Annotated in this window: 16 protein-coding genes; 4 read left to right on the top strand and 12 right to left on the bottom strand. The window is 60.6% G+C overall.

Annotated elements, in window-relative coordinates; genetic code table 11:
* Positions 1-70: 70 nt before the first annotated feature.
* Positions 71-1,582, bottom strand: a complete 1,512-nt coding sequence (locus SH292x_RS07750) for a diguanylate cyclase domain-containing protein (protein WP_442485025.1) — start codon at positions 1,580-1,582, stop codon at positions 71-73.
* Positions 1,583-1,917: 335 nt separating this feature from the next.
* Here SH292x_RS07750 and SH292x_RS07745 point away from each other — a divergent pair, with 335 nt between their 5' ends.
* A complete protein-coding gene (locus SH292x_RS07745; protein WP_442485024.1) occupies positions 1,918-2,871 on the top strand; it encodes a response regulator in 954 nt (317 codons plus the stop codon).
* Here SH292x_RS07745 and SH292x_RS07740 read toward each other — a convergent pair.
* The 3 genes from SH292x_RS07740 to SH292x_RS07730 all read right to left on the bottom strand — a co-directional run bounded on the left by SH292x_RS07740 (position 2,861) and on the right by SH292x_RS07730 (position 10,473).
* Positions 2,861-4,147, bottom strand: a complete 1,287-nt coding sequence (locus tag SH292x_RS07740; RefSeq protein ID WP_442485023.1) for an Lpg1974 family pore-forming outer membrane protein — start codon at positions 4,145-4,147, stop codon at positions 2,861-2,863. The genes SH292x_RS07745 and SH292x_RS07740 overlap by 11 nt on opposite strands.
* Positions 4,148-4,303: 156 nt before the next feature.
* Positions 4,304-6,997, bottom strand: a complete 2,694-nt coding sequence (locus tag SH292x_RS07735; RefSeq protein ID WP_442485022.1) for a beta strand repeat-containing protein — start codon at positions 6,995-6,997, stop codon at positions 4,304-4,306.
* A 101-nt stretch (positions 6,998-7,098) separates the two neighbouring features.
* Entirely contained in the window at positions 7,099-10,473 is a 3,375-nt protein-coding gene (locus SH292x_RS07730) for a peptidylprolyl isomerase (RefSeq protein WP_442485021.1), read from the bottom strand.
* A 218-nt stretch (positions 10,474-10,691) separates the two neighbouring features.
* Here SH292x_RS07730 and SH292x_RS07725 point away from each other — a divergent pair, with 218 nt between their 5' ends.
* Entirely contained in the window at positions 10,692-11,117 is a 426-nt protein-coding gene (locus SH292x_RS07725; RefSeq protein WP_442485020.1) for a YkvA family protein, read from the top strand.
* Here SH292x_RS07725 and SH292x_RS07720 read toward each other — a convergent pair.
* Positions 11,084-12,622 (bottom strand): matrixin family metalloprotease, encoded by a 1,539-nt coding sequence (locus SH292x_RS07720; protein ID WP_442485019.1) that lies wholly within the window; start codon positions 12,620-12,622, stop codon positions 11,084-11,086. The genes SH292x_RS07725 and SH292x_RS07720 overlap by 34 nt on opposite strands.
* A 72-nt stretch (positions 12,623-12,694) precedes the next feature.
* The gene (locus SH292x_RS07715; RefSeq protein ID WP_442485018.1) at positions 12,695-13,180 is read right to left on the bottom strand and encodes an FKBP-type peptidyl-prolyl cis-trans isomerase; all 486 of its coding nucleotides are present in this window, start codon (positions 13,178-13,180) and stop codon (positions 12,695-12,697) included.
* 263 nt (positions 13,181-13,443) lie between these two features.
* Between SH292x_RS07715 and SH292x_RS07710 the strand changes: the two genes are divergently transcribed.
* Positions 13,444-14,205: a phytanoyl-CoA dioxygenase family protein gene (locus SH292x_RS07710; protein ID WP_442485017.1), complete on the top strand. Its 762-nt coding sequence runs from the start codon at positions 13,444-13,446 to the stop codon at positions 14,203-14,205.
* Here SH292x_RS07710 and SH292x_RS07705 read toward each other — a convergent pair.
* From SH292x_RS07705 to SH292x_RS07690, 4 genes are all read right to left on the bottom strand, one after another.
* The gene (locus tag SH292x_RS07705) at positions 14,202-14,654 is read right to left on the bottom strand and encodes a ribose-5-phosphate isomerase (RefSeq protein ID WP_442485016.1); all 453 of its coding nucleotides are present in this window, start codon (positions 14,652-14,654) and stop codon (positions 14,202-14,204) included. The genes SH292x_RS07710 and SH292x_RS07705 overlap by 4 nt on opposite strands.
* A 185-nt stretch (positions 14,655-14,839) precedes the next feature.
* Entirely contained in the window at positions 14,840-15,940 is a 1,101-nt protein-coding gene (locus tag SH292x_RS07700; protein WP_442485015.1) for a slipin family protein, read from the bottom strand.
* A 719-nt stretch (positions 15,941-16,659) separates the two neighbouring features.
* Positions 16,660-18,759: an ATP-binding protein gene (locus tag SH292x_RS07695; RefSeq protein ID WP_442485014.1), complete on the bottom strand. Its 2,100-nt coding sequence runs from the start codon at positions 18,757-18,759 to the stop codon at positions 16,660-16,662.
* Positions 18,760-18,828: 69 nt separating this feature from the next.
* On the bottom strand, positions 18,829-20,310 hold the full coding sequence (locus tag SH292x_RS07690; RefSeq protein ID WP_442485013.1) for a sigma-54-dependent transcriptional regulator: 1,482 nt from the start codon (positions 20,308-20,310) through the stop codon (positions 18,829-18,831).
* 448 nt (positions 20,311-20,758) lie between these two features.
* Here SH292x_RS07690 and SH292x_RS07685 point away from each other — a divergent pair, with 448 nt between their 5' ends.
* Positions 20,759-22,339: an alginate export family protein gene (locus tag SH292x_RS07685; protein ID WP_442485012.1), complete on the top strand. Its 1,581-nt coding sequence runs from the start codon at positions 20,759-20,761 to the stop codon at positions 22,337-22,339.
* Here the strand turns inward: SH292x_RS07685 and SH292x_RS07680 are convergent.
* Positions 22,336-23,931, bottom strand: a complete 1,596-nt coding sequence (locus tag SH292x_RS07680) for a sulfite reductase subunit alpha (RefSeq protein ID WP_442485011.1) — start codon at positions 23,929-23,931, stop codon at positions 22,336-22,338. The genes SH292x_RS07685 and SH292x_RS07680 overlap by 4 nt on opposite strands.
* A gap of 15 nt (positions 23,932-23,946) precedes the next feature.
* On the bottom strand, positions 23,947-25,773 hold the full coding sequence (locus SH292x_RS07675; protein ID WP_442485010.1) for a NirA family protein: 1,827 nt from the start codon (positions 25,771-25,773) through the stop codon (positions 23,947-23,949).
* Positions 25,774-25,777 lie beyond the last annotated feature (4 nt).

Genomic DNA, 25,777 nt, shown 5'->3' with positions numbered 1-25,777 from the left:
CAAGTGCGAGTGAGTGCTGCCGCGTGACATCTGCGTTCGCGGTTCTTCGCAGTCTAGCAGTCGATCTTGGCTAGTTGCCAACAAGTTCTGCGACCGCAGGCGCTTCGAACTCGCTCGGTTCGAGCAGATCGGCTTCTGCCCGACCGACAAGGACTTCCACGGAGTCTCCAGTGCGGTGCTGGGCACTTCCGACCCGCAATTGCAACGGAATGGCCTGTTCGCCGACGGTAAAGGTTCGCTTTCGGAGGGCCTGCGCTGCACGGCTAGCGACTACTTCTGTGGTATTTATCGTGTTTTCGGGGAGCATAACGGCGAACCGGCTCTCGCTAAGGCGGGCCAGCAGGTCCATATCGCGGAGCGACTCTTGCAGCGCCTTGGCAACCATGTCGAGGGCCCGGTAGCTAGAGTGGCCACCGAATTGCGACTTCACCAGTTCATGATTTCCGAGCTCGACGACCAGAACGGCGATGGGCTGATCGGTGCGGCTGGACTCGGCAATGCGTCGGCGGAGTTCGTCGGCGAACCTCGTGCGGTTAGGGAGCGAGTCGAGGAGTGGCGCGGGTTGGTTCTTGGCCTGGCGGGCTCGATCGGCCTGTTGGGCTTTCAAGATTCGCTCTGTGAAGGGGTGCGATTCGTCGCCGTCGTGCCAGTGCCCGCAGTTGCGGCCAGCGTTTTTCGAGGCGTACAGCGCGGCATCGGCGCGGCGAACTAGACGAGGGATATCGTCCTGTCCGCTGAGTTGCGCAAGGCCTACGCTGGTGGTCACGCGCAAGTCCTTTCCTTCGAACTTAACGGGCATGTTTTCGACCGCGGTACGAATTCGTTCGGCAGCGATCTTGGCGTCGGCGAGCAACGTCGCGGGCATCACGATGGCGAATTCCTCACCGCCATAACGGCACGGAAGGTCCATGTCGCGGCAGGTTTCGGTGAGCTTGCGTCCCACCTTTCGTAACACTTCGTCGCCCGCCTGGTGGCCGTGCGAGTCGTTGAATTTCTTGAAGTAGTCGATGTCCATGATGAGCAGCGTCAGCGGTGTCCCTTTGCGGTGCGCCTCGCTGCAGCGGCGTTTCATCTCGTCATCGAATGCGCGGCGATTCGCGAGGTTGGTTAGCGAATCGGTGCGGGCCTCGGACTCATGCAGGTGAATCTCCCGGGCCTGAACTTCGATTTGCTCTTCGGCCTTGGCGAGGCGCTCCTGCAGGGCTTCGTTGGCTGCAACAATCTTTGCCAGGGCCGAAACAAGTCCGGCACCAGTCGCCTCGATGTTGCTAGTATCCAGGGCACGCAGCCCGGCGGTGATCTCGCCCATTCGGGTGGAGTGCTCCCCCACTTCGCTAGCGACACCGGTGGCCAAATCGCGGAGACGATCGGTGGCGAGTGCGGTCCGCTCGATCTCGATTTCCACTTCCTTGGGGAGCTCGGCGAGGGGTTCGGGGGCAGCGGGGGCTGGGCTTGCCGGCTGCTGGTTGCGGCGATTGGTGGCAATCCACGCACCCACGACGAAACCCAAGGCCACGGCGCCAACAGCGAAGACCAAGTTCAGTACAACGAGTAGACCGAGCGATCCGGCGGACGCAAACATGAGTGTGGATTCCAGCGAAAGGTGTCTCGTGCAATAGCTCTTCTATGACTTCAGCCCCAACTCATCCGGATGCCCACGGTGGTAAGGGTCCCCCGCTCCATGAAAAGGAGGGTCGGGCATCCGCAGAAAGCTAGGTCGAGCGAGCGGTCGGTCAAGCTCGTTTTAACCGCATTTGCGGACTTACCGAGCTGACAACTCGTTGTGCCGATTGCAACGGTTTTCGCGAGGAAAACACGACAGTGGATTTCCGCGAAAGCCTACCGCCGGGGGGTGCGGCACGAGGGCCGGGCGTGGAGTGAGCTATGGTTCACTCGGGGGCTTCGAACAGAGCGCGTATGTCACAACTTCCACCTCGAGCCCTGATTGCCGATCCCGATGCCGTTTGGCGGGAGCGGGCTCGCGCGGCACTGGTCGAGCGAGGTTTCGCCTGCGAAGTGGCAGAGGATGGCGAGCAGGCTCGGCAGTTACTCGACGCGATTGCGTTCGACCTGCTAGTAACCGAACTGGCGCTGCCCCGCAAGCATGGTCACGCCCTGATCGTCGAGACCCTGGCCCATCGACCATCGCCGAAAGTGGTAGTGCTGAGCCACCTGAGCGACGCCCGGCTGGTTCGCGATCTGTTATCGCGCGGCGTCGACGATTACCTGCACAAGACGATCCCCGCGGACCTGTTGGGGACGAAAATGCAGGCGTTATTCGAGCTTGATCGTTGGCGGGCGAGCCAGGCCGCGGCGCAGGGCAGCGATGCACCGGTCCACCACCAGACGTCGCTCGAGGCCATCGAGCACCACCTGTGGATGGTGTCGGAGTATTATGCCCGCGCGATGACCCCGCTATTCGACCAAGAGGTGATGATCCCGGAGTTGCCTCGCGGCATACGTGACTTCATCATCCGCCTGAGCGCCGACGAACGAGCGGCGGCGCAGGCCAGCATGGTCCAGGTTGCCAATACCCGATCCACGCCGCGAGTCGAGGTTCTGGCAACGGCGATCGCCCTGGAAGTGGACGATCGCATGCATCCGGTCGCGGACCCCGTGAAGTTGATGATCCGCGACATCTCGAGCACGGGAGTCAAGATGCTACACACTCGGGCCCTCCCGGCGGGGGACTTGGTGCTGTCCTGGCCCGCGGAGACGATTTCTGGGTACACGTTTCGGTTGCCGCTATGCGTAACCCGGTGCCGCCCGATTGGGCGTTTTTACGACATTGGTGGCCAATTCGACATTCCGCCTGCGGTGATCGAAGCCTCCCGCAAGGCGGCTGAAGAAGCCTTGGCGGTTACCAGTTGATACCGACCGCCGAGTTGAAGCCAAAGAAGCCCATGTTGCCATCTTGGCTCGACGCGTTGCCGGCCCCGTCCCACATCTGGCCTTCCAGAGCCACCGAGCCGAACGGCCGAATTAGCCGGCAACTCGAGGCAGGAGCCTGCCAGCGATAGCCCACTTGAAGCTCGCAGATGGTCAGGATGTCGTCGCTCGCTGTGGTGGCGTTCGTAATGAATGGCGTGGTAAGCGACAGGTCTTCGCCGGCCACCATGCGGCTCTTCGAGTCGCCGAACAGCACCGAACCGCGGGCCTTGGCGAACAATCCCGAGTCGCAATTTACCGTGCGGAAAGCTTCAAGCGAGAACGTAGGACCAAAGCCCTGGATCGATTGCTCGTAAGCCACGTTGCTCAGCACGTCGTCGCCACTGTCGGAAAGCACGCCGACGTAGTCCTGTTCGATGCGGGCGTAACGGAAACCACCGCCAACGCCAAATTTCCAGGCGCGGAACTGCGTGGACTTGGTGGCCTCGATGTCGAGCGTGTAGGCATTCACGCCGGTGGTGGCGGTGAAAGAGTCGGTGGGGATGTTCGACGAGAGATCGACGTCGCCAAACGACGGAGGGGTGAGTTCGCCCAGGCCGTTTGAGGGGGGATTGCCGGTGGCAGCGTTGGCACTATGGTCGAAGTGCCACCACGTAGCACGGAAGCCCAAGTCATCGCAGTCGCGATTCCACCCCACGAAGACGCGGGGCGAGAACTCGAGGTCATACTCGAAATCGGTCACCGCGCTACTGGAAGTGTTTCCCACGTTGTTAGTTTCGGTGAAGGCGTTATTGCTGCCGAAGTGGGGCTTCAGGAACGTGGCCTCGAAGCCGCCATAGCACTGCCAGGGGCTGCGGCGTCCGTTATCGAGACAGATGCCGTCGCCGCAGCAGGGGTCACCGCACATGGGATCGCCACACATAGTGTCGCCGCAACTATCGCAGCCGAAATTCGACGGGCCTTCGCCGTAGCCGGGGAACTCGGAGTGCCCCGACTCGCACGCACAGTGCGAAGCCAGTTGAACCTGCGACTGCGATTCCTGCGATTGGGGCTCTTGGTACTGTTGCTGCTGTACGGGAGCACGACGGGCGCGAGGGGCCGACTCGAAGCGCGTATCGGGCTCGGCCTGACGCGTGACGGGATTGTACGCCGTCCGCCCGCGACCCGGTTGCTGAGCGGCAGCGGACTGCGGCATGAGGGCAGTGAACGCCGTAGCGGCAGAGACAGTAGCAGACAGCAAAACGCGACGGCAATCCATTGCGCGATCCCCCCGGACTCGTAGCTTATAGATGAGATTGGAGCACCACGTGCGGCGAGCGCACGTGGTGCTTACAAGTCGTTATCGGCAAGCTGCGCAAAGATATCCAGTTAAACGGACTTTGCCGGCGGTGGTTTGCTAGCGTTTGAGTCTCTCCTAGAGCTCCAGATCGGCGAACGCAAGCTCGGCGGCCTCGACGCTAAACTCGTGGACGGTATCGCCCGTTAGGAGGTTGTCGGCCTTGTCCTTGATCTTCGTGGCATTGAGCGTCAGGCGGTAGTCTTCGATCGCCAGGGCGGACGCTAGGTTGAGGAAGACGGTCTTGTCGTCGCCCGTGCCGACGCTAGTGATGCTAACGGTCTGACCGTTGTTAGCGCCGCCTACAATCGCAAGCGTGTAGTTACCCGGATTGGTGGCGGAGAGGCCCATTGCCTCGCTGAACACAATAGTGAGCGAAGTAATGGGGGCAGCCAGCACCGCATTCGGTGCCGTGGCGACCTGTGGTGCCGTGGTGTCGGCGACTACCGTGAAGGTCACTTCCTCCTGATCGACACCACCTTCGGCATCGACCGCGAGAATTCGGAAGGTGAATGTACCCGTCGCGGTCGGAGTCCACGAGAAGGTGCCACCTGGGTTGATGATCACGGGCAGCGCTGCTCCCTCGGGCAACCCGCTTTCGTCGGTGTCGACTTGGATGATAATTTCCGCTGCGGTGTGATCGGCATCGCTCACACCGACGATGAACTCGACTTCGTGCCCCACTTCAATCTGAGCGGGCGTGGTGGGGTCGTCGTACGGATCGGGAAGCGTCAGATTGGGAAACTGGTTGATCGCCAGAATGCGAACGGTCGACACCACCGGCAGGCTGGCGAGCGTGCCGTCGTTCACCACGATCTCGATCAACCGATCACCGGGCGTGGGGTCTGCCGACGTGTTGCTGTACGCGAGGCTGGCGAGGATCGCCTCGTATTCGGCGATGGTCAGCGACCCGGTTACGGTGAGCACGCCGCTGGCATAGGTGTGCTCGAATCCCTCGGCGGTGAGCACTTCCGCCGCGCCATCACTTAGGTTCGTGATGGTAGCAGTGAGCGAGACGATGTTCGCGCTCGTCGTGGTAGTGATCTCCGCGTCGGGTTCCGCCAGCGGTACCGGTAGGTCGCCTTCGATGTAGGAGACTAGGAAGCCGGTACCCGCATCTTCGCCATTGAGATCGACGGTGGGAAGCTCGGCGGCAACGGTGATGGCAAAAGTCTCGCTGTCGCTCTTGGAGGGCGTGCCATCGTCAGTCACCAGAACTACGATGTTCACCGTACCAATGTCACCAGCAGCGGGTGTCCAGCGAATTTCGGCGGTCGTGTCGCCGGTTTTCACGATGGTCATCCCCGCCGGCAGATTGTCGGTGTCGAGGTCGAATGTCAGCACATCGCCTGCGTCGGCATCGGTCGCCGTGACAGGGATTACAATCTCCTCGCCAACGGTCGCTTGCTGATCGACGATGTTGGTTAGATTCGGTGAGCTGTTCGTCGCCGCTATGGCTACGGTGGCGGTACGGACGACGCTCGAGCTTTCGCCATCCTCTACCACCACTTCGATCGTACGAGCCGTGGTTGCCGGATCCGAGGAAGTATTATCGTACGTAAGGGTGCGGAGTACTTGCTCGTACAGGGCGAGAGTTGCTTCCCCGGTGATTGTGAGCACGCCCGTTGCTTCATTGAACACTGCAACCAAGCCGGTGCTTCCGACCGTGACAGCCAGCACTTCGCTGGCACCGTTGAGGCGATTGGTGATGGTCGCCGTTGCGGACTGCAAGAGATTGTCGTCGACATCAGTGATGGTCATGGTGGGGGCAACCACGGCTACGGCCCCCTCCCCTTCCTCGAACGTTGCCTCGAAGTTGGTTCCTTCGGCCGCACCATTGAGGTCCACCGTCGGGGCGTCATTGACGGCTACCACGGTGATGGTCGACACCGCGACAGCGCTCGACGCTTCGCCATCGCTGACCACCACGTTGATGGTCCGCGCGCCCGCGGTGGGATTCTGCGAGGTGTTGTTGTACGTGAGCGTGCGGAGCACTTGCTGGTACTGGGCGACCGTCGCCGACCCGGTGAGGCTCAGCACGCCAGTCTCGGCGTTGTAGCTTGCCGTGATGCCGGTGCCAGTGGTATTGACGGCTAGGACCTCTGCCGCAGCGTCAGGTCGATTGGTCAGCGTGATGGTGGCAGCAGCCAGGTTGGTATCGTCGCTATCGGTAACTGCGAGCTGCGAGGAGTCGCCTACGCCGACCGCACCACCGTCCTCGGTGAAGGTGTTGGTGAAGCCGGTGCCCGTGGTGGCGCCATTCAGGTCGACCACCGGGGCCTGGTTGGCAGCAGCCGCTACGGTGATGGTGAACGTCTCGGCATCGGCCAGCGGAGGCGTCCCTTGATCGACCACGATCACGACGATCTTGAACGTCCCCACTTGCCCGGCCGTGGGTGTCCAGGTGAAGACACCTGTCGACGAAATCGACGCGCCGGTCGGCGTCTGCGACGGCACATCGGGATCGAGCAAGAACCGCAGCGTATCGCCGGTGGGCTCACCCTCGGCGTCGAGGTCCACGGCGGTTCCGCCCGCAGAGAGGAGGTTGAGCGTAAACGCTTGGCCAACGGTCGCTTGCTGCGCCGGCACAGCGGACAAGTTCAAGTCGGGGGGGCATTCGTTCCCTGGCAGGCCGGTGCCATCAAGCACCCTTCGGTCTTCAAGCGACTCGATGGAAAGTCGACCAGTCGCTAGCGAACTTCGCTTGGGTTTGCGGAAAAACTTGGATGCGAAAAACCCTTTGCGCCGTCCGTCTCGATACTGCTTTGCCACGATGCTATCGCCTATGGGAGTGAATCTGCGAATTAACTAGGAGCTAGCCGCCCATTATTCGGACGCGCCGGGAGTTTGCAAGTGCAAGGACTTTGTTGTTACTAGGTGCCGACCGGTGCTGTCACTTCGATGCGAATGATCTGCGTGTCGAAGTCGGTGGAGCTCGTAGGTGTTTCGCGGCGAACCAGGACACCAATCTCCATGATTCCTGTGAATCCCGACGGTGGAGTCACCGTCAGTAAACCCTGCGGAGTGATGTTGTAGGTGTAGTTGATGTTGCCGATCTTGCTCGCCTCGTAGACCACGGGGTCGCCTTCAGCGTCCTGCGAACCCAATTGAATCTGGGCGGAGTTGCCCGAGACGATGCTCACCGGGGCGATGTCGTTGAGGAACGGCCGGCCGTTAACGGTATCGTTCTGCACGTTGACGGTGAAAGTGCGCTGGAATGTCTCACCCTTCGAGTTAGTCACGGTAACCGTCACGTCCACGGGGCCCGTCACTGTAGAATCTGCTTTAAGCATCATCACCGCGTTTTCGGTGTCGGTGAAGATGTCGACGCTCTCCATGACGATGTCCACCGCGGGCTTCGAGACCTCGGAGCTGGTTGGCTGCTGTACCACAGCCGTATCGCTGATCGCCGCGCGATTGGCTTCGCCTTCGACCAGAATGCCGAACACGGTGTGGTTGAAGTCGAGGTTACGAAGACTGGCGCTACCTCCTTCGGTGATGAAGAACTGCGAGTCGTTGGTATCGTCCGAGCTCTTGGCGTAGCTCAAGAGACCGGTGCGGTTGTGTTGCAGGTCAAGATGGAACTGATCGTCGAAATCTCCCAGCGTGGACCCGCCCGAGCCGGTGCCGGTCGGATCACCACCCTGGATAACAAAGTTGTTCAGAATGCGATGGAATTTAACGTTGTCGTAGAAGTTCGACTCGGCGAGTTCTATGACCTGGTCAGTGGCCCGCGAGGCTCGGTCTTCAAACAACTGGAACACCATGTCGCCGAAACCAGCCACGTTCACGCGCATCGAACGATTGCCGGTGAGCAGCGTTGCGGCGACGCCGGGGTTGCTGGTCGTAATGGTGTAGGTGAGCGGCCCCCCTTCAGGATCGTAGCCATCGAGCGGTATGTGCAGCGGCGAGCCCACCAGCAGTATGTCGTCGGGGATATCGGCCAGGAACGGGGTGTCGCCAACGGGGATTAGGACACCGGCCGCCGCGGCAAGCACCTGCAGCGATTGAATTCCCTCAAGCCGAGTTCCATTCGCGAAGATCCACGTGGGGAACGTATCGATCCCTAGCGTCTCCCCTAGCGCCGTAAGTGTTCGATCGGGACTCGTTACTTCTACGAACGGAAGTAGCTGACCACCGTCTTCGAACATCTCCTTCTGGGCCGTACAGAACGGGCACCAAGCCGCACCAAAGAACTTTGCCCCCGCGTCGTTGAGAGCCTGCGCCAGGGCAACTAAGTCAATCGTACCAATGGTCAGGGAGATGGTCGCGGCAGTGCTGGTGTCGTCCTCATCGGTTACGTTGACGGTAATACTACGTGCGCCGCTCGCTGCCGAAGCGGTATTATTGTAGGTCAACGTCTTCAGGACGCGGGTGTAGTTCTCGACCGTGTCTTCGCCGGTGAGGGTGAGGGTGCGAGTGGTCGGGTTGTAGGTGGCGGTGATATCGGTATCGAGGACATTGACTGCGAGTATTTCCGCATTTCCATCGGGCGCTGCCGCCATCGTGACTGTAGCACCAGTTAACGTCCCGCCGTTTGCACCGGTGATCACGATCGCCGGATCAACGATGACGGTTGGACCACCCTGCGGTTCGAAGACAGCCGAAACGTTTCCTTCGAGGACGCCGGAACCATTGAGATCTACGGCAACGACCGCATTGCCCACGGTCACCGTGAACTCCTCAGAGTCGACCAAGGGCGGTTCTCCGTCATCGATAACGAGGACACGGAAGTTCACAGTCTGATTCTCAAATGCAGCCGTTGGGATCCAGCGAATGATCGCGGTACGCTCTCCCGTCTTCTCAATGGTCGCCCCTGCTGGCGAGTTGTCGGGATCGAGCTGGAAGGTTAGTTCGTCGCGCGAATTGGCGTCGGTTGCCGTTATCGAGATCTGAATTTGCTGCCCGACTTCGACGTTGCCATTGGGAATAGCAGCGAGGTTGGGTGCTGCCTGCGGACCATCGTCGATCAGATCGACGTCGAATTCTTGTAGGAACACGCCACGGCGATCCCCCTGCCCCGCGCCCGACCACACGATGATGGCTTTATCGTCGATCATCGCCAGCGAGGCGTGCTGCTGGTGGCCCGAGTTAGCGCCGGCCAGGTCCTGATTGATCGCAAACGAAGCCGATTCGGGAGCTCCGGCGTTAGTAAACGTCCTGGCCCGAACTTCCCATCCCGCGCCGTTGGTCGTGCCCGTGGTCCAGGTAGCTAGCCAAGTGCCATCCTCGGCAATGCCGATCTTCGGATCGAACTGTTGGCCCGCGGTGGTGTCGTTGAGCCGCACTTCGTTGCCGAACGTGGTTCCGTTCGAACTCAATCGACGAGCGTAAACGCCCCACCCGCTGCCGTCTTGTGCGCGCGACTGCCAGGCCGCAACCACCTCGCCGTCAGGACCGGCGGCGAGACTAACGTTGGTCTGGCTGTTGGTGGTGGTAGTGTTCCAGGCAAACTGATTGCCGAGCCGAGCACCTGTGGAACTGAATCTTTGGCCATAGACGCCCCAGTCGCTGCCATCTTGCTTGAGGCTGCTCCAAGCGGTCACCAGGTTGCCGGCCGAATCGTACACCATCGCCAGCCCGTGCTGGTGATTGGCAGTGGTGGTGTTGACGAGGACTTCGCTGCCGGCCTTCACACCGGCGGCAGTGAACCGCTGTAGGTAGACGCCCGAGGCGTCGCTAGTGCTTTGCCCGCTCCAACCGATGGCAAACGCGCCATCGGCATTCATGGCGATCACGGGGTCGAGCTGCTTGCCGGCGACGGTCGTATTAACGAGTGTCTCGCTGCCGACCTTCGCACCAGCGGCGCTAAAGCGTTGAAAGAAGACACCCTGCTTGTCGCCCACGCCGCGGCCCGCCCAGACAACCACGAAGCTGCCATCGTCGTCCATCGCGACCGAGGCAGAGTGCTGTAGACCAGCGAACGTGGTGTTGACGCGCACGGCACTGCCGACTTCGTCGCCATCGGCATCGTAGCGTTTTACGAACACACCGTCCTGGTCGCCGGGGCCGTTGCCGCTGAATACGACAACGCGCCCCAGCTCGCTAATCGCAACGGCAGTCTGGGCATCCCCCGTCGACTGTGTGCGGGCGACGAGGTCGTTGACGAGCGCCTCGTCCCCAAACGAGTCGACCGCCATCATCCAACGGGCTTCGAGCGACTGGCACTGAAGCTGTCGACCTTGACGCAGGGACTCACGGGTGCGCGTGGGGCGGCGAAAATACTTGTACCAGTGGGAACGCTTCATCGTCTGGGAGACTCTCGGCGGGCAGGCTCAGTAGGGAGGGGGAGCCTCCAGTATGGATACCAGCCGCGAATCGCACAAACTTTTGGCCGCTCGCGCCACCTTTTTTCTCCCCACTTTTCGGCCGGCGGTGCCGATTTTGCGGTCCTCCCCTGGGCCAAAACGTATAATCATTTGTAGTGGTTTTCCCCCCTTGCCCGAGCGTTTCCGAAGGTCTCAAAATGTCCCTGTTCAAGTGGTTCCATGACAGCGAAAGCAGCACTCGCGAGGCCCGCCGGTGGTTTCGCCGGAGCATCGCTCGCGTGGGCCAGGACGAAGTGTCCAGTGCCGCACGGCTGGGAGCCGAAACCGAGCGCCGCTTGGAGGACGAGGTGCCGAGCGCTCTCGCCGCGATGTGGCAGCAGTTTCAACTGCTGGTGCTGATGCTGCGAGACTACGTTCACGGGACCTACCGACAAGTTCCGTTTGGGTCGATCGCAGCGGTGGCGGCGGCGGTTCTCTACTTGGCGTGCCCGGTGGACAGCATTCCTGACTTTATCCCGGGCCTGGGCTACGTCGACGACGCGGCCGTGCTGATGACCTGCCTGCGAATGGTGCGAGTCGACATCGAAGCCTACCGCGAATGGCGCGAGCTGGTAATCGCCTGACGGCGACCGGCGGCTAGTAGCCCCACGCCCAGCGTCACCGCAAGACCCGCACTCGCCGGCTCGGGCACGGTGCGAACGGGTTCGACGCCGGAGCCCATCGACGCGTTCAGCAGGGCGGTGCGGAGCAAGAACGCGTCGTGCAGATCGCTAATACGGTCGAGATTGAGATCGCCTTTTTTCCAAGCGGTCAGATCGTCGTCCGTAGGCAGCACCGTCTTCCAACCCGCGACGAAGGCGGCCACGTCGTCGGTCGCCGGGTCGCCCGATCCCGTGGCGACCACGCCATCAAGGTTCACGTCGCCGGACAGGAAGTCGGGTACCGCCGTAATGTCGAGCTGGTAGAACTGCGCCGCGTTCGCCGAGCCTGACACACGTACCGCATACGTTCCGGCAGCAACCAGCGCCATATCCACCAGCGACTCTACACCCGCCAACCCCGTGCTGTTCGCCGTGGCAAGCAGGGTGCTCCCCGCGCCGTTGTAGAGGCGGAGCATCAAGTCGCTCTGGGCGCTAGTGTTGAAGAGCCCCTGAGTTCCACCTTGAGGGCCTTCGCTGTACGTGGGCCCGCGCGGCGTGAGTGTAATGCCGACGCGGGAAGGGATGTCGATGGTAAACGACCAATAATCGTTGTCTGAGTCGTCGTCGATGCTAACAAAATCGATGTCGGTCGCGGCAACAACCGTGTCGTTCGCCGCGGTGCCGATGGCCAGGGCGGTGCTACTGGTTACCGTGCCGAGGTGAAACGCCTTTGCCGCGGAGTCGTTGCCGCCGTTTTTCTCCCATGCATCGCCGTAGTGACGCTGGGCGGCGAGAATCTCGTCGAGTTGCGGCCCGTCGAAGCTAGTGTTGATGGAGGGCTCGAGCAAAAACGCCGAGTCGCTTGACTCCACGTGGGCGATGCCGATGCCGTGGCCGATCTCGTGCATCAGCGTATTGCGAAGCGCGCGGTAGTTGTTCGAGGAGTTGCCGTAGAACGACCCGTTGTCGGTGTCGATTACCATGTCGCCGCCACTTCCGCTACCTGGGTAGCCGTTGTACGCCAGGATGTTGCTTCCGCTCGATCCATCGATCGAGTGGCCGCCGATCCTCATATCGGGTACCGCGCCGAGCGAACCTGAGGGGCTAGTACTCCCTGCGAACATCGGGGCGGTGGAATTATTCGCCTCGTGAACGAACGAGAGCCCTGAGATTTCGCCCCACCGGTTGTACGACTGCTCGAACAGCGGAAACCAGGTATCGCTACTACCAAAGCGGCTATCGAGAAAGCTACGAAGACTACTGGGCGACGTCGGCTCATCTTCTTGCGAGCCCTCGATGGTCACGCCATCGGCCACCAGGCCCCAAGTGAGCGTGGTCGGGGTTCCCTGGGTCAGCCCGCTGCCGTTGGTGGCCGTGCGGCTCCAGCGACTGGCTAGTTCGTACGCCACAGCAGAGGTCGAAGCCAACTTGATCGGCACTGCCAGCAGCGCGCAAACCAACACTCGCTTCCAAGCGAAACGCTCCATCGTCCGTTCCTTCTTCGTCAGTCCGTTCAAGCGCTCGCCCAGATTTGGGAGGCGCGTGCTATAACACCACGTTTAGTGGTGGTGATGGCCGCCAGGTCCGTGGACATGACCGTGTTCGATCTCCTCGGGCGTGGCGGACCGAATCTCGCGAACCGTCACATCGAAGTTCAGCGTCATCCCTGCTAGTGGATGATTACCATCGACGGTCACCATGTCATCCCCAACTTCGATGACGGTGAACACCAGATATCCTTCATCGGTCTCGGCGTGAAACTGCATGCCCTGCTCGATCTCGTCGACGTCTTCGAACTGATCGCGGGCAATCTCTTGTTCCAGCTCGGCGTCGCGTTCGCCGTACCCATCGACTGGCGAAATCGAGACTTGAAACTGGTCGCCCACTTTCTTGCCCGTCAGCTCTCGCTCCAGCCCGGGGACGATGTTTTCGAATCCGTGGAGGTACCACAGCGGTTCGCCCCCTTCGGACGAGTCGATCACTTCCCCCTGGTCGTCGGTCAGTGTGTAGTCGATGGCAACCACCGATTTGTCTGCGATTTGCATTATGTGCCGAAACCTTTCTACGCGGCGCGGCTGGCACGCGTTAGGATTGGGGGTGTGGGTAATCCCAACAGCCTAGCGTATCCACTCGGTGGCGCGCAGTCGGGTTCCGGCCATTGGGCGGGAAAACTCGGAAGAAACGCCCGTTCCTGGCGTACGAGCTTGCGACCCGGACATGGCTGCCCCATACTTCTATTTGTATTCGTCAGGCAAGATTTTCCCAAAGCCGGCGGAACATTTCCTCCTCAAAGGTAGAACTTCGCGACATGTCCGACATCTTTTCCTCGCCGATCGTCGATTCGTTTGAGCGAGATGGATACGTCTACCTGCCGGGCTTCTTGAACGCGACAGAAGTCGCCGAGCTACACGCGGAGCTCGCGAGGTTTATTGACGAGGTGGTACCCACGATGCCTCGAGAGGAGGTCTTCTTTGAGGATAAGAAGAAGCAGTCGACGCTTAAGCAACTGCAGCGGATGTTTAAGTACGACCGCTTCTTCCACCACATGATGTTTGGTAGCAAGTTCGAAGATCTAGCCAAGACGCTTTTGGGCCATCCGGTCCGCGGAATCAACCTGCAGTACTTCAATAAGCCGCCGATGGTTGGTCAGGCCACGCCGCCGCACCAAGACGGCTACTACTTTCAGCTCGAACCGCAGGAAGCCGTCACCATGTGGCTGGCGCTGGAACGAGCGGACGAGCAAAACGGTTGCGTTCGCTACCTTCGCGGGTCGCACCTGCGGGGCATGCGGCCTCACGCCCGCACCGAGACGCTCGGTTTCTCGCAAGGCATTACCGATTTCGGTGGCGAAGTCGATCGCGAACACGCGGTGGTGTTCCCCGCCGAGCCCGGCGACCTCTTGGTGCATCACGCAATGACCGTGCACTGGGCCGACGCCAATCGGTCGACCGACCGCAATCGCCGCGCGATGGGCTTTATCTACTACTCGCAGCTCGCCAAAGAACTGAGCAATAAGGATGAACGCGACGCCAAGCTGGCTAGAGAACTGAAGCTAGCGGGCAAGCTTTAACGATTGGCGGAGGTGCCAGCCTCTCGCTCGATCTTCGCGATACGCCGAGCGTGCCGGCCGGCTTCGAACGTGGCACCCAGCCAAGCGTCGACGATCTTGGTTCCCATCTCGAGCGTAACCATTCGCTCGCCGATTGCGATGGCGTTGGCGTTGTTGTGCTGTTTGGCGAGCCGGGCGGATTCCTCGTTCCAGCACACCGCACAGCGAATGCCGCGGACCTTGTTGGCGACAATCGCCTCCCCATTGCCGCTGCCACCGAGAACGATCGCGGCGTCGGCCTCTTCGCGAACCACTTGCTCGGCCGCCGGGCGAATGTAGTCGGGGTAGTCCACCGGCTGATCGCTGTCCGTCCCACAATCGGCCACCGCGTAGCCGCTGGCTCGCAAGTGCGCGATGAGATGCTGCTTGAGGTGGTAACCAGCGTGATCCGAAGCGATTGCGATCTTCATTCGCGAGAGTCTCTGCGAGTGGAACTTAGGTGAATGGGGCGGCTCGAGAGCGCGACTCCCCTACCCCACTCACTCTACGGGACGCCCGGCGGCGATTCAATTCCACCGCTCCCACGCAAGCGTTTAATGAGCAGAATGTGAAAACGAAAAACCCCTGGCTCGAGCGCTCGAGCCAGGGGTGCAAACTACAACAGATTGACAACGCGATCAGCGAGGCCCTTCTCGCCCATCACGATTTGCAGCTTTCCAGCCGTGGCGACCCGCTCCAGGACCTCCAGTTCCCGAAGTCGCATCAACGTTGGGTTGTCCGCAAGCAACCGAGCCGTGTTGGCCTGGCTTCGCATGGCGGCCGTTTCCTCGCGACGGACGATCAAGTTGGCCTCGGCGGCCTTTTTGGCCTCGGTTACCTTGTTCATCAGGTCTTTCATTTCTCCAGGCAGGATGACGTCACGCACACCCACCGAGATCACTTCCAGGCCCAAATCGCCTGCTCGTCGACGAAGCTGCTCGTCGAACTCGCTCGCCACCACGTCCTTGTCGGCTAGGAACGAGTCGAGTTCGCGTGTACCGACGATGGCTCGCAGCGCAAGCTGAGCTTCGCGGTACAGCGACTGGACGGCACCGTCAGACACTTGCACCGACTTACGGGGATCGACCACACGGAAGTTCACCAAAGCGTTCATCCGCAAGGTCACCTTGTCGGCCGTCATGATTTCCTGACCGGCAATGTCCAAAGCTTGCTCGCGGAGTTCGACCTCCACCACCTTGGCGTCGGCCGCGCCACGCCACCAAGCGTATTCGCCTGGCGGAAGCGTCTCGATGTACTCGCCGTCGAGAAACACAACACCCGCGCGGTGACGTTCGACCTGGCAGATGTCGAGCACTTGCCCAGCGTGTGGCGAGCGTACAATCGACTTGAAGTCGGTGTGCTGGAATCGTCCGCTACGAGCGTCGACCACTTCCACGCGTACCTCCTTGACGCCCGTCCAGTAGGCGTACATACCCGATGGAAGCACGTGGCTGAACCGGCCTTCGATCCACACCAGCGCGCGCTCGTAGTCCTTCAAGTCGACCACGACGGCACGCCCGGTGAGCGCTCTGCTCTTGACGATCACGTCGAGCTTCGAGTGCACCAGCCAAGGGTCTCGCTGCGAGACGACATCGACTTGCACATTACCCAGCGGCGCGAACAACCAGTGACGTCCGGGCGGCAATAGCCGCTCGAACTCGCCATCGCGGAACAACAGTCCGATTTCGTAGCTTCTGATCTTCTTTCGGTACAACATAGTTCTTTCCTCCCAACAATGCCGATCCATCCAAGCGGTCGGCAATCCGCCTAACATGATTTGAATTGGTGTACGAAACTTGAGGGACGACTCAGTCCCTCAAGGGGTTCGTGAAAAAACACCCTCGGGTAGCGAAACGCAACAAAGCATCACATCCCCAGACGCGGAATGCTGTTTGAGCGGTGCAGCTCGCGGCGACTGCCACACGGTTGTCTCTTGGCTGACGCAACGCGCAATGCACGCTGCGCCGCAGAAGAGCGTCCCGAGCGACGTATCTCCCCGGCATACGAAGGCGGAATCCACGCACTACAAAGCGTCGTCCGATGCTGCCTCGCACGCCATTCGCGGCCGAAGCGGGCGAAAAGTCGTGGCGAGGCGGATCCTTCGATGGTTCGCTACCCTTGGGCTCATTGGTGACGCTTTCGCGCCTTCCCTCTTAGGGAGCAGGTTTGCAGCCTGCGGCTTGGTACGGGAGTCGAACCCGCGACTTTCAGGTTCTTAGCCTGACGCTCTACCCACTGAGCTAACCAATGGTTTGACCATGCCATGCCGTCGAATATCCCATGTCCGGAACGCGCTACTGCAAACACCTTTCGATGGGCAAAGCACGCCGCTGGCCGGGCAGTGGCTGATCGCGTTTAGGACCGCAGCACACCGAGAAATGTTCGCACCGGCTACTTACAAAATGTAGACCGTCTCTCGCCGATCGTGAATGTCGACTACCTTGCAAGCGAATCACACGGAGACTGCAATTGGATCGCTAGTTCGGCAAGCTGCGGCTGGATCTCGGCATGGCGGGCCGTGGCCCGCTCCAAGTTACCAGCTTCGCATGCTAGCTCCAGCCGTTTCAAATCCTCGACAAGCGGACCGTTCGTGAAGTACCCCACTTGCCCGCGCAGCCGATGAGCGAGTAGCCCCGCATCCCGCCACCGCTCGTTAGCCACCGCGTCGGCGAGCTCCTCGGCTTGAGTGGATGCCACCTGCAGATAAGCTTGAGTCAAGTCGCGATGAAGGTCGTCGGTGACAGGCTCCACGGGCTCTGTGACTGGGATTGTGGAGGCACTCGCGACCCGCGAGAGGACCGCAAGTAAATTGCGACTCGTGAAGGGCTTGCTGATGACGGCGTCGAACTCCCGATCGTCCTCATCGCTCACTTGCGCAGTGATACACACCTTCGGGGTCGTGCGCCCGCGGTTGTCGTCGATCCTCTGAAGCGTCCGCCGGGTCTCGACGCCATCGATCCCCGGAAGCAACCGATCGAGGAGCACGCAATCAAACGCTTCGCGGCGATAGAGGTCCGTAGCCTCTTCGCCCGACGACGCGATGAAGACCTGATGTCCGTGTTTGGTGAGAAGTTCGCGGAGTAGCAGCTGATTCACTTCGGTATCCTCGACCACCAAAATGCGAAGCGACTGCGTGAGAGGAACGGCGTCGATGTCTACTGCAGCGGCGCTAGTTGTTGCGATTGGGAAGTTCGCTGAGAAGCCTGCGCAGGTGCCGACTCCCAACTCGCTATGAAGCTCCAGTTCGCCGTTCATCGCCTCGGCGATTCGCTTGCAAATCGAAAGACCAAGCCCAACGCCCGTTTGCGAGCTTCCTTTCGACTCGGACAACTGCGTGAAGGGCTCGAAGGCCCGCTGTTGGTCTTCCGCGGCAATGCCAGGGCCGGTGTCGCGCACCGTCCAGCGCACCTGCCGCTGATCGGCGTTGCCGGTAAGAGTTTCGCAAGCGATGGTCACGTACCCCGCCTCGGTGTACTTGATAGCGTTAGCCACTAGGTTCACAAGTACTTGTTGCACTCGGTGGGCGTCACCCAGAACTAACTCATTCGACTTGACTTCCGAATCGCACGTTAACTCTAGCCCTTTTGCTGCCGCCAACGGTCGCAGCAAACTCGAAACTCTGTGGGTGACTTCTTGCGGCGAGAAAGGCTTCTCGACGAGGCGGATTTCGTTGGCGTCGATGGCCGCCACGTCGATTAAATCGTTAAGCAGCGTGAGAAGCGAGTTGCCGGCATCGTGAATGATGGAGAGGTACTCGTCTCGCTGCGCTTCGTCGTCAGTCTCGCGCGCCAGCTCCGACATGCCAAGCACCGCGGTCATGGGCGTTCGCAGTTCGTGGCTGATGCTTGCCAGAAAACGCGATTTCGCGGCGTTCGCCTCTTCAGCTTGGTCCTTAGCTGCGATCATTTCCTCGGTGGTCCGAGCCAAACGGGCGACCGTCTGTTCAATCCGACGAACCGCGGGGCGAAAGACGATCAGCCCTTCGGCAACCAGCACGCCGAGGGTCAGCACCAGCAGCAAGATTTCTAAGCGACGGAGCCAACGCACCTTGGCCTCGGCCTCAAACACGTACTGCGACACGATGCGATCCATCCCTTCGAGAAACGCTCCCTCATGCTTCTCTATCTCGGCGAGGTGCGAGTCGATATCGGCATCGGGCTGCAGCAAGGCCTCCCCCGACCGAAGCATGGCTTGGTAGTCGGCCTCAATGTCACGAAACAGTTGCACTACTTTGGGGCTATTGCTGCTCAGTGGCGAACCAGATGCCACGGTTCCCCCCAGCGTGACGTGATTCGCCTCCCACTCATCGAGCGTGCGAGCGACCGCCTTCCGAAGCGCTGCCGTTTCGCCTTCCTCGGCGCGGGCGAGCTGCAGCGAGGATTTGGTGAGTTGCTGGCTGAGCATCCGTTGCCGACCGGCAATGTTGATGACATGCGAGTCGCGTTCGCCGCGATCGAGTTGCCGCTGGACGAGCCATTGGGCTCCGATCGAGAGCATTGCCACCGTGCTTAGCGCGACGACGTAACGCAGGGTCAATCGTCTGCCTTCCGAGGCGGATGTTTGGGATCGCAATGCGTCGGCTCGGTACTTCAAGGAAGGTCTCGCTTACGCTTCGTCGGCGAGCCGGCTGGCTTGCATGCCGTACTGGCGAAGCTTCTTCCGCAAGCTCGCACGCGTGATTCCGAGTAGGCGAGCCGCGTGTGCCTGGTTTCCACCTGTGTGCATTAGCACGCGATCGAAGAGTTTGCGTTCCATTTCCTCGGTGGCCTCGAGGTGCAGCGTGTCGGTGCCACCATCTATGCGAAGCTGAGAAAAGGACGCCCAATCGGTGACAAACCTTGATCGTTCGCAATCCTGCGTGCTCGCAAGAACCGGGTCGTCGGCCATTGCCCGCTTGAGGTCCTCAGCAACCAAAATGTGCCCCTTTTGCTCCACCATGGCGCGTTTCAGAACGCTCTCGAGTTCGTCGATGTTGCCAGGCCACAAGTGCTTGCAGAGCACAGCCATGGCATCGTCGGACACGCGAGTTTGCGAGATCCCAAATCCCGCCGCAATATGCCCCAACTTGCGAAGCGTGTGATGGATCAACAGCGGCATGTCCCCGTGTCGCTGTCGCAAGGGAGGCAGCGTGATCACAAACGAGTTGAGCGTGTAGTAGAGGTCCGAACGAAAGTCGCCGCTGCGCACCAACAATTCAAGGTCGTCGGTCGTGATCGCAATGATCCGGCAAGGGAGTGTCTGAGGAGTTTCCACGCCGCGCGGTTGATACCTGCCTTCGCGGAGCACCTGCAACAGCTTGCCCTGCGAGGCTATGTTGAGCCGGCCAACTTCTTGAAGCAGCAACGTGCCCCCGGTGGCGCGTTCGATGGCACTAGGCGTCGCGGAATCCGCGTAGCCGACGAGCTCTTCGTCGAAACGCCGTTCGTCGAGGCCCGGGCAGTGGACCTTCACAAAGGGGCCATCGACACGACGGCTGTGGCGATGGATCTCGCGTGCCATCGCTTCCTTGCCCGTACCATGTTCGCCCCGCAGCAAGACGGGGACATCCTGTTGCGCGACTTTGCCAATGGCCTTGAACACTGTCTGCATGGCGGGGCATTCGCCCACCAAGGCATCCGAAACGGGTGGAGGATCGACGTAAGACTCTTCCCCCTCCTGCAATACGTCCAGTCCCGCCGGCGATTGAAGCAGGGTTCGCAGAGAGAGTGCCCGGGTGATTTGCGTTCTCAACTTACCTGCATCGAGCGGCTTGGGAAGGTAGTCGAACGCGCTGAGCTTCATCGCCTCGATCGCGGTGCTCCCCGACCCTCGCGCGGTAACAAAGAGCACTGGCACTTGGGGAGCGAGTTCGTGAATCCGAGACAACACTTCGATCCCCATGCAATCGGGAAGCATGTTGTCGAGCACGATCAAATCAGGCGGGTGAGACTCCAACTCCAACATCGCCGATTGGCCATCGTAGGCGGTCTGCATCCTGTGAGGCACGTTCTCCATCGCCCGACGAACCACCACCGACACCAAAGGATCGTCATCAATCACTAGCACCGACGGCAGCTTCGCATCGCAGGTGGGGGCGTCAGAAACCATGCAGTGCGGCCGAAGCGAAGAAGCGAACAAGGGAGTAGAGTCGATAGTCACGCGCAGAGCGTCCCCCAGATCGGGGAGCAGTTCCCGTGCCGCTGGCACCTCGCGGTACCCGAAATTGTCGCAACTCACTGCGTTGTAAACATTTACGTCGCCACGGAGATTGCCCCTTCGGACTCTGCTGCCCAGGGATTGGGCAATTTGTGCGGATTCCGAAGCACGTGGCACGTTGTGGCCCTGGTGGTCTTCAACTGCGCACTACTTAAGTACAGGCCTCGCAACACGTTAGCAATCTGGCAAGACGTTCGGGCTGGATTGGGAAAATTGTCGCGGACGTGCCGCCTGTTCCGATTAAGGGCGATGGTAGCAGCCGTTGCTAGCCGCAACTCACCGTCTCCCACTCGCCGGGCCTCGGCCCTCACCTGCGAACACCCAGCTTGGGATCCCAATCATGACGCTCTCTCCCCGACACGCTTGGTGGCTGGTCCAGTGCATGGCGATCGTGGTTACGGCAGTAGCAACGACCAAGGCTAGTGAGGTCGAGTACGTATCTCCCGCGATTGGCGAAGCCTTTCAGTCCGATTTGGCGTTGCCGTCTCTGACCATGGACGACCCTTACCTCACGCCAATCTCATGCGACGAGGGGAAGGCGAGCGAGTGCACGTGCCCCGCGTGCCAGGAGAAAAAGAAGGCAGCACCCAAACCGAATCCCTGCGCGACCAGCCATAAGATACTCTTCTACGACAACGACTTTAACTACCTGGACAATCCCGACTATCACGGCGACTGCTTTGGCGATTGCCTGAAGCACATGCCGGTGGACAATTGCGGTCGCTGGGGGCAGATGGACATTGGTGGCCAAGCTCGCCTGCGCTATCACCACGAAGTAGGCATGGGGCAGGTCGCCGGTGAGACCCGTTTTCAGGACACCGACAACGACCTGTTTCTCACTCGCGCGCGTCTCTACTCCAATTGGCAGATGACCAAGGAAATCCGGTTCTACACCGAAGGCATCTACGCCGACGTGCAGGCTAACCAGGCCTACATCCCTCGGCCAATCGACAACAACTTCGGCGACTTTCTCAATCTGTTTTTCGATGTCCAACTAACCGAAGGGGCTACGGTTCGCATCGGTCGGCAAGAGCTACTTTATGGGTCGCAGCGACTCGTGTCCCCGCTGGACTGGGCCAACACCCGCCGCACGTTCGAAGGCGTGAAGGTGATGACCAAAGAAGGGGATTGGGCCGTCGACGGATTCTGGACGCACCACGTTCCCGTGCTCCCCAACGAGCTCGATCGAGTCGATTACCAGCAACGTTTCTACGGCGCTTATGGCGTTTACAGTGGCATGGAAAGCGCCAAGGTCGACCTTTACTACTTTGGCTACGACGACACTCGCCCGCTTGGCACCAATCCCCCGGGAAGCAGCGACTTCTCGATTCACACGCTCGGCATACGATTGTATGGCGAGGCGGGCGATTGGCTTTACGAGGTCGAAGGAGGTCCGCAGTTTGGGCGGCAGAGCGGTCTGGGCGTGGATCAATCCGCGGGTTTCGCCACGGTCGGCATCGGTCGCAACTTGAACCTCGCGTGGAGCCCCACCATCTGGGTCTACTACGACTACGCCTCGGGCAATACACCTGGTGGCGACTTTAATCGATTCAATCAGTTGTTTCCGCTGGGCCATAAGTACTTGGGCTTTATCGACGCGACGGCCCGCGCGAACATCGAATCACCCAACGTGCTGCTAACGATGAAGCCGCACGATAAGTGGACCCTGTTGTTCTGGTATTACCAATTCCAAGCGAACACCGCGTACGACATCGTTCCCTCGCTCGGTGGTACGCCGGCTCAAAGCACGACGAGCAAGGACTGGGGCAACGAGCTCGACATCCTGGCAACGTACAACATCAATGCCCGAACGAACATCCTGTTTGGCTACTCGCACTTCTGGGTGGGCAACAAGATCACGCCACCCGGTGGGGCGTTTGACGCCGACTTCTTCTACACGCAGTGGGAGCTGAACTTCTAGTAGACGTCGCGAACATAGCGACCCGCCGCACGTAAAGTTTGGACGTACTCCTTCGCCGCTTCCTGGCTCATTCCGCCGTGCGTGGCGATAAGATCGTGCAGCGCCCGATCGACATCCGCCGCCATCCGCTTGGCGTCGCCGCAGACGAAGAAGTACCCGCCGCTCTCGAGCCACGCGAATAGTTCTGCGCCTTCCTCCCGCATCCGGTCCTGGACGTAGATCTTCTCGTCCTGATCGCGACTGAACGCCAAGCTGAGTTTGGTAAGCTGGCCCTTTGCGGCAAGCGTGTCGAGTTCGTCCCGATACAAGAAGTCGGTGGCCGCGTGCTGGTCGCCAAAGAACAGCCAGTTCTTCCCTGTAGCGCCGGTGGCGGCACGCTCTTCGAGAAAAGCACGGAACGGAGCGATGCCGGTGCCAGGTCCTACCATGATCATCGGTGCCTTTGGATCGGCGGGGACCGTGAAGCCATGCGACGGGTGAACGAACACGCAGACCGGGTGATCCGTTCGCACTCGTTCGGCAAACATGGTCGACGCGACTCCTTTGTAAGTCCGGCCGCCGATCGTTGTCGTGGCTTTGCCCACCGTGAGATGGACCTCCCCTGGATGAGCACGCTGCGAACTGGCGATCGAATACAGCCGCGGCGTCATCTCACGCAGGCAGCCGGCGAGTTCCTCACCCGAGAGCCGCGCCACGGGGAAGCGACGCAGGAGGTCGAGCACGTCCATCGTATCGAGTTCGTCCGAATCGACGAGCTGTGCGATGGCTGCTTGCGCGACGACATCCGTCGACTTCTGCTGCAGCTTCTCTAGGAGCTCGTCGGTGATCGAACGCAGGCAATACTTCTCTAGGAGTCGTAACCGCAATTCATCGTTGACGGCATCGACGCACTCCATCACTTCTCTCACGAGCGAGTCGCAGTTGGTTGGGTACACCCCCAGCGAGTCGCCCACGTTGTAGGTGATGTCGCTATCGCCCAGATCGATGACCACGTGCGAAGTATGTTTGCTCGAACCCGCTGTGTTCAAATTCTCGCTCGACTTCACGCGGGCGGTGTAGGGATTCGCGCGACTGTATCCACTCGGTTTCGCGACGCCATTCGTGGCGTGCCCGTTCAAGGCATGGCCATTGAAACTTGCACCATTGCTGGTTACCGTGCCTGCTTCCAGTTCCTTCTTGAGCAGCTTCAGTATCTTCGCGGTATCCTTACCTCCCGGAGAACAGAGCGTCAGGTTCTTCTCCTCGCCGGACGCGATCGCTTCGGAGTACGTTTTGCAGGCGTAGCCACAGGCGCCGCAGTTGAGCTGTGCCATCGCGGCCATCATGCGCCGCTCGAGCGGCTTGCCTTCGGCCAGCTTCATCCGCTCGTCGAGCTCGATCGCGGGGTCGTGCCAAGGGAAGGCTTCCTCTTCCGCGGGTGCGTCCGAACCCATCATGCCATTCGCAGCCGACATCGCTGTTGCCATATCGTGGCTGGCTAGCATCGAACCATCGGCGCCGGCGAGGCCTGTCCAGCCCGCCAGAAAGCCATTGAGCCACGCTCGCTGCTCGTCGGTGAACGGCGCCGATTCTGGGATTAAGGATACAGTCATAGTCATGCCAACGGGTTAGACAGTTACAGCCTGGAGCATGCAAAGCTCACGAAGCTCGTCAATGGACTTACGGTGAGCAAAATCGACGAACGCCTCGTCGCGAGACAGCCGCTGGTCGAGGTACCCTTGCAGCAGCGCCGCAACACGAGGTGTTACGTCGTCGAACGGGACGCTCGCGAACAACTCGCGGCCGATGCCTTGTCGTAGGCCATAGCCGCCACCCACAAACACGTGATAGCCGGAGACAGTGTCGCCATCGGGATCGAGTGGGTTCTCGACATTCGTGGCGATCAGGCCGATGTCGCCAATGTAGTGCTGGGCGCACGAATGGTGGCAACCGGTTAGGTGGATGTTCACAGGGACGTCAAGTTCCAGCCGCTCTTCGACGTAGTCGGCGATCGTTAGCGCGTTCTGCTTGGTTGGAGCCGCGGCGTACTTGCACCCCGCCGCGCCGGTGCAAGCGATGAGCCCCGCGCGAATGCTACTTGCCTGCCAGTCGAGGCCCATTTCCTCAATCGCTACGAGGACTTCGTCGATATCGCGGTCGGCGATGTTGGGGATCAGCAAATTCTGCCACACCGTGAGGCGGATCTCGCCCGAACCGTAGCGATCAGAGAGGGAAGCGAGCCCCCGCATTTGATCGCTCGATAGCCTCCCGACGGGAAGCGCCACCCCGACGTAGCTCATGCCCACTTGTTTCTGGGCGTGGACTCCGACGTGGGCTTGGCGATGGTCGGAGTTACGTGGCTCGCATGCGTCGAGCGGCGTGCGGCGGAGCGTCCGGCCTAACTCGCGCTCAACTTCGCTCAGGAACTTCTCAAAGCCCCATTCGTCGAGCACGTACTTCAGCCTCGCTCGCTTGCGATCGGTCCGATCTCCAGTGCGAAGAAACACGCGGACAACCGCCGAAGCGACTTCGACGCATTCCTTCGGTTCGAGCAACACACCGGTCGGACGGGCGAAGTCTTGGTGGCCCGTAATGCCGCCGAGCGTGAGCTGGAAGTAGACTCCTTCGGCCAGCCCATCGCCCGCCGCCCGCACGGCGGTGAAGCCAATGTCGTTTGTGTCTTCGAGGGCACTGATGGCACCGCCGCCGTCGAAAGCGATGTTGAACTTCCGCGGCAGGCCAAACAGTTCGCGGTGATGCACGATGTGGTAGTGCATGTCGCGGGCGAGCGGAAGCGTCTCGATCAGCTCTTGCGAATCGATGCCACTTAGTGGGCTCGCAGTGACGTTGCGAATGTTGTCGCCCCCTGCCCCGTAGTTGATGATCCCCAGGTCGCGGAGGCCCATCAGCACGTGCACCGGGTCGTTGGCCTTGATCTCGCGAAGCTGAAGGTTCGCGCGGGTCGTTACGTCGCTATACCCTCCCGCGTAGCGATCGGCGAGGTCGGCTAGGCCGCGCATCTGCCACGATCGCATCGCCCCGCCCGCAAATCGCAACCGGCACATGAACGAGTCTTGTGCCGGTGCAACGTGGAACATGCCGTAGAACTTCGTAAGGAATACGTCGGTCCCCTTGGGAAACTCCCCCGCCGTAGCCCGAGCCACCAGTTCGTCCCACAGGTCTTCCGGAGGTTTCTCGCGCTTAGCTTTCTCCTCTGCGCACAGCTTGCCACCCGCGGAGACTTGCTGGTCTTGGGCTAGCGTGTGCGCGTCGCATGGATTCGATGATCGCGAGTTCGGGGAAGTTGTTGGCCCAACGGTCACCGTCTGGCCGTTGGTAATCGCACTTCCGGCGAGAACGGGAAGACCACGGACGGCCCGCGCGACGTCGCTTCCCATGGCAAAGCCTTGGAGGAAAGTTTTCTGGGCATCGGTAAAGCCGTTAGTTGCGCTCATCGCC

The organism is Aeoliella fuhlenseeensis (assembly GCF_052161615.1).
Taxonomy (GTDB): Bacteria; Planctomycetota; Planctomycetia; order Pirellulales; family Lacipirellulaceae; genus Aeoliella.
The sequence above is the reverse complement of the archived record's forward strand: the minus strand, read 5'-3'. Positions and strand labels throughout refer to the sequence as shown.

Excerpts from the sequence above, each read along its gene's own strand:
- SH292x_RS07675 (WP_442485010.1), bottom strand. The coding sequence starts at position 25,773 with ATGAGCGCAACTAACGGCTTTACCGATGCCCAGAAAACTTTCCTCCAA.
- SH292x_RS07690 (WP_442485013.1), bottom strand. The coding sequence starts at position 20,310 with ATGGTTTCTGACGCCCCCACCTGCGATGCGAAGCTGCCGTCGGTGCTA.
- SH292x_RS07710 (WP_442485017.1), top strand. The coding sequence starts at position 13,444 with ATGTCCGACATCTTTTCCTCGCCGATCGTCGATTCGTTTGAGCGAGAT.
- SH292x_RS07705 (WP_442485016.1), bottom strand. The coding sequence starts at position 14,654 with ATGAAGATCGCAATCGCTTCGGATCACGCTGGTTACCACCTCAAGCAG.
- SH292x_RS07725 (WP_442485020.1), top strand. The coding sequence starts at position 10,692 with ATGTCCCTGTTCAAGTGGTTCCATGACAGCGAAAGCAGCACTCGCGAG.
- SH292x_RS07750 (WP_442485025.1), bottom strand. The coding sequence starts at position 1,582 with ATGTTTGCGTCCGCCGGATCGCTCGGTCTACTCGTTGTACTGAACTTG.
- SH292x_RS07680 (WP_442485011.1), bottom strand. The coding sequence starts at position 23,931 with ATGACTGTATCCTTAATCCCAGAATCGGCGCCGTTCACCGACGAGCAG.
- SH292x_RS07715 (WP_442485018.1), bottom strand. The coding sequence starts at position 13,180 with ATGCAAATCGCAGACAAATCGGTGGTTGCCATCGACTACACACTGACC.
- SH292x_RS07730 (WP_442485021.1), bottom strand. The coding sequence starts at position 10,473 with ATGAAGCGTTCCCACTGGTACAAGTATTTTCGCCGCCCCACGCGCACC.
- SH292x_RS07740 (WP_442485023.1), bottom strand. The coding sequence starts at position 4,147 with ATGGATTGCCGTCGCGTTTTGCTGTCTGCTACTGTCTCTGCCGCTACG.
- SH292x_RS07685 (WP_442485012.1), top strand. The coding sequence starts at position 20,759 with ATGACGCTCTCTCCCCGACACGCTTGGTGGCTGGTCCAGTGCATGGCG.
- SH292x_RS07720 (WP_442485019.1), bottom strand. The coding sequence starts at position 12,622 with ATGGAGCGTTTCGCTTGGAAGCGAGTGTTGGTTTGCGCGCTGCTGGCA.
- SH292x_RS07700 (WP_442485015.1), bottom strand. The coding sequence starts at position 15,940 with ATGTTGTACCGAAAGAAGATCAGAAGCTACGAAATCGGACTGTTGTTC.
- SH292x_RS07745 (WP_442485024.1), top strand. The coding sequence starts at position 1,918 with ATGTCACAACTTCCACCTCGAGCCCTGATTGCCGATCCCGATGCCGTT.